The following is a 3,111-nucleotide window of genomic DNA, read 5'->3' on the forward strand; positions in this document are numbered from 1 at the left end:
AATGACAGCCTTCTTGAAAATTTCGACCGCACCGGCCATGGCGCCGATTTCGTCACGCCGATCAATCCCGGGCACGTCGATGCTAGTGTCGCCCTGGGCGAGCGCCGCCATGGCCTCGGTCATGCGTGTGATCGGCCGCGCGATAGCGCGTGTGAGTAGTATGCCCATCAACACTGCGATCATGAGCGAGGCTGCGGCGCCCATTACGGTTGCAGTGTATGCAGTGGCATATGCCAACTTCTGTACGGCGTCACGTCCTGCCAACAGATCGCGCTCAACCTTCTCGATTTCGTTCGCCTTGGAGCGGATTGCGTCCATGGCAGCTTTGCCGGTCGCCCCCTCCAACGTGCGCGCCTGCTCCCGAGTCGTGGGATCCGCCATCAGCGCGATCTCCCGCTCGGCGGTCTCGACGCGCCACGTCATCGCTAGCTTGTTCAATTCATCTAGGCGGTTTTGCTGGTCTGGGTTATCCGAAGTCTGTTCTCTTAATTTTCGGATTGCCGCGCTGAAGTTGCCGCTGCCTCTGCGGTACGGGTCTAAGAATTTCTCGTCGCCGCTGATCAAATAGCCGCGCAGATTAGTTTGTTGATCCAACGCTGCGGCCACTGCCGCCTCTAGCGTGTCCAACACGTCAGTGGTATGGACCCGCCAGTGCAATTTGGCCACGCGGCATTCGATTGCATTCTTGTCTTCGACGTTAGCCGCTGGGGGCGCTTCCAAGACACGGACGAAAGCGCGTACTACGAGTTCATATGCAAGCGCGCGGGAATATCTGTCCATTACTGCGAGGAAGAGTTCAAAAATGACGGCAGCTTGGCTTCGGTAATCATGAAAAACCTGAGCCGAGCTGAAGCGGCGGATTTCAGCCGCCGGCTATCTAAGAGGGTGTTCATCGCCGCAAGCTACGGCGTGAGCTTGGGATTCTGGCAAGGGTCCTCGGCGGGATATGGACTGCGACGATCAACCGTTGACGAGCACGGCAACCGGCGCGTTGACCTTGGTCCGGGCGAGCAGAAGCACTACAAAACGGACCGCGTCATTCTCGTCCCCGGACCGCAATCCGAACTCGATGTTGTCCGACGCATCTTTACCGAGTTCGCAACCAGGAAGAAAACTCGAACGGAAATTGCCGACGACCTCAACAAGGAGGGCATCTACAATTCTCAAGGGAGACCTTGGCAAATGCAGACGGTCAACATCCTGTTGAAGAACGAGAAGTATCTCGGCCAGATCGTCTATAACCGTCGATCCTACAAGCTTCAAAAGCCGCCGATAGATAACCCACACGAAATGTGGATACGGCACCAGAATGCCTTCACGCCTCTTGTTTCACCAGAACTCTTCGCCAAGGCTCAGAAGGTCCTGAGCGAAGTAAAATATGGACGCAGAAGATCCGACGAAGAGCTGCTTTCACAACTCAAAGCTCTTTGGCGGAGAAAAGGGCATCTTTCCCGGGACATTATTCAGGCTGACAAAAAGATGTTCAGTTGCACCGCGTACGCTAGACGTTTCGGCTCAATAATGAATGCGTACGATCGCATCGGCTTCGATCCTGGTCCTCGCTTTCACTTCTATGGTACCGGAGAGAAGGCAAATGCGGTCATACAATCAACTGCCAACGAGCTTATCGGCGAACTGCAGCGCTGGGGTGAAAGGGCGACATTTCTACCGGAACTCAATCTTCTTACAATCGATGGAGCGCTGACGGTTGTGATCGCGACGGCATGGTCGGTAGCAGATGGTACGCTTGACGGCCGCCATCACCGACGATGGCATGTTCGCAAGCTTAAGTTCCCTAGGGCGGATCAAGCTCTCATCATCCGAATGCAGGAAGCCAACGCAAGCATCATGGACTACTTCATGTTGGGCACGAAGAATTTGCCTTTCACGAAAGACCGAAAGCTCCGAGTGTCAGAGCTCAAATTTGCTGACTACCGACACGATCGGCTCAGTTCTGTATTGCGTGCCATTTACGATAAGCTCCGGCAAAGCCGCGAGGTTCAGTCCTCACGTTGAGAAAAGCCAGAGCAGCAGCTGTTTCTGCAGCCAGGTCACGCCCGCGGCGATTCCAGCCACCGGTAAACCACCCCAAACCCATGAACGACCGCGCGCCGCACTGATCGAGCGCAAATACAGGAATGCTCCAAGGAAGATTCCATAGTTTTTTCGGAAGTCTCCATTGAGCTTTGCAATCTTTGCGAGCTCGGAAGATGCCTGCATTTCATCGGCCATTTGCGCTGATCTCCGTTATTGAGTCAGCGCCCTATGAACCACTGTTTTGCCCGACGGAGCAACAGAAACTTCGGTATTTCAAAAATATCCTTCGGCGCAAACTCTCAGCCCTTGACCAACCTTTTGGCCCGATGTCGCGGGACCGCTCTAGCGCTAGCGGCTTGCCTCCCGCTCCATTCGCCGGAATCTGTCTCGCATGAGCACCAAGTCGCGAGAGGTCATCTGGGGCGGCCGGATAATGGGCGCGAAGATCCACGCTCAGGGAGCCCGCGAACGCGCCGAGCAGGCCGTTCGCGAGGCGGACCGGGCGGAGGCCGAGGCCTGGTCTATCCGCATGGAGGGCTACGGCGGCCCTGCCCAGCCCTCTCCGACCATCGGCCAATGCCTCAACGGCGGGTTTGCCTGGCTGGAGGTCGGGTGCGTCCGCTGCAAAACACGCGCGAGCCTGCCGCTCGATGCCATCCGCCGGCCTAAGGACACGCCGCTCTGGAAGCTGGAAGCTTCGCTCAAGTGCCGCTCGTGCCGCACCACTCGCTACGCGCCGCCTGCTCGCATGATCAAGCTGACCGAGACAAGGCAGATCACACCCTACAAATGGGTGCACCCAACTGAAGAGCGTTAGGTTTGAGCGAGAATCAGGCTAGTCGAGCACCATGTGCAATCTGTATTCGATCACGACCAACCAAGCCGCGATCCTGGCATTGTTCCGCGTCGTGAACCGCTATGTCGGCAATCTGCCGCCGATGCCTGCGGCGCGGCAATCAGGATGGAAGTGCAGCGTCAATTAGTCTTACTGCGTCATGGGCGTCGACGTCCATTTGATGCTTCGCGGGCGCCACAGCACGGACATCGCGGCAAGGTCTTGATGAGCGCCCGAAG

4 protein-coding genes and 1 pseudogene are annotated in these 3,111 nt (G+C 56.9%); 3 read left to right on the forward strand and 2 right to left on the reverse strand.

What is annotated here, in order from left to right:
• Positions 1-606, reverse strand: a 606-nt coding sequence (locus YU9_RS0138150; protein WP_245266729.1) for a CHASE3 domain-containing protein, incomplete at its 3' end; no start/stop codon positions are given.
• Between the two features lie 45 nt (positions 607-651).
• Between YU9_RS0138150 and YU9_RS44035 the strand changes: the two genes are divergently transcribed.
• The gene (locus tag YU9_RS44035; RefSeq protein WP_198028376.1) at positions 652-2,016 is read left to right on the forward strand and encodes a recombinase family protein; all 1,365 of its coding nucleotides are present in this window, start codon (positions 652-654) and stop codon (positions 2,014-2,016) included.
• On the opposite strand, the gene YU9_RS46995 is transcribed toward YU9_RS44035, so the two are convergent.
• Complete coding sequence (locus tag YU9_RS46995) at positions 2,008-2,232, reverse strand: hypothetical protein (protein ID WP_027577386.1); 225 nt, start codon at positions 2,230-2,232, stop codon at positions 2,008-2,010. The genes YU9_RS44035 and YU9_RS46995 overlap by 9 nt on opposite strands.
• Positions 2,233-2,428: 196 nt before the next feature.
• On the opposite strand from YU9_RS46995, the gene YU9_RS0138165 reads away from it, so the two are divergent.
• Together YU9_RS0138165 and YU9_RS48630 are read left to right on the forward strand one after the other, a co-directional pair.
• Complete coding sequence (locus tag YU9_RS0138165) at positions 2,429-2,854, forward strand: hypothetical protein (protein ID WP_027577387.1); 426 nt, start codon at positions 2,429-2,431, stop codon at positions 2,852-2,854.
• A gap of 31 nt (positions 2,855-2,885) precedes the next feature.
• Positions 2,886-2,981 (forward strand): annotated as a pseudogene (locus YU9_RS48630) (SOS response-associated peptidase); the annotation flags it as partial.
• Positions 2,982-3,111: the final 130 nt, after the last annotated feature.

The organism is Bradyrhizobium sp. WSM1743 (assembly GCF_000473065.1).
Lineage (GTDB): Bacteria > Pseudomonadota > Alphaproteobacteria > Rhizobiales > Xanthobacteraceae > Bradyrhizobium.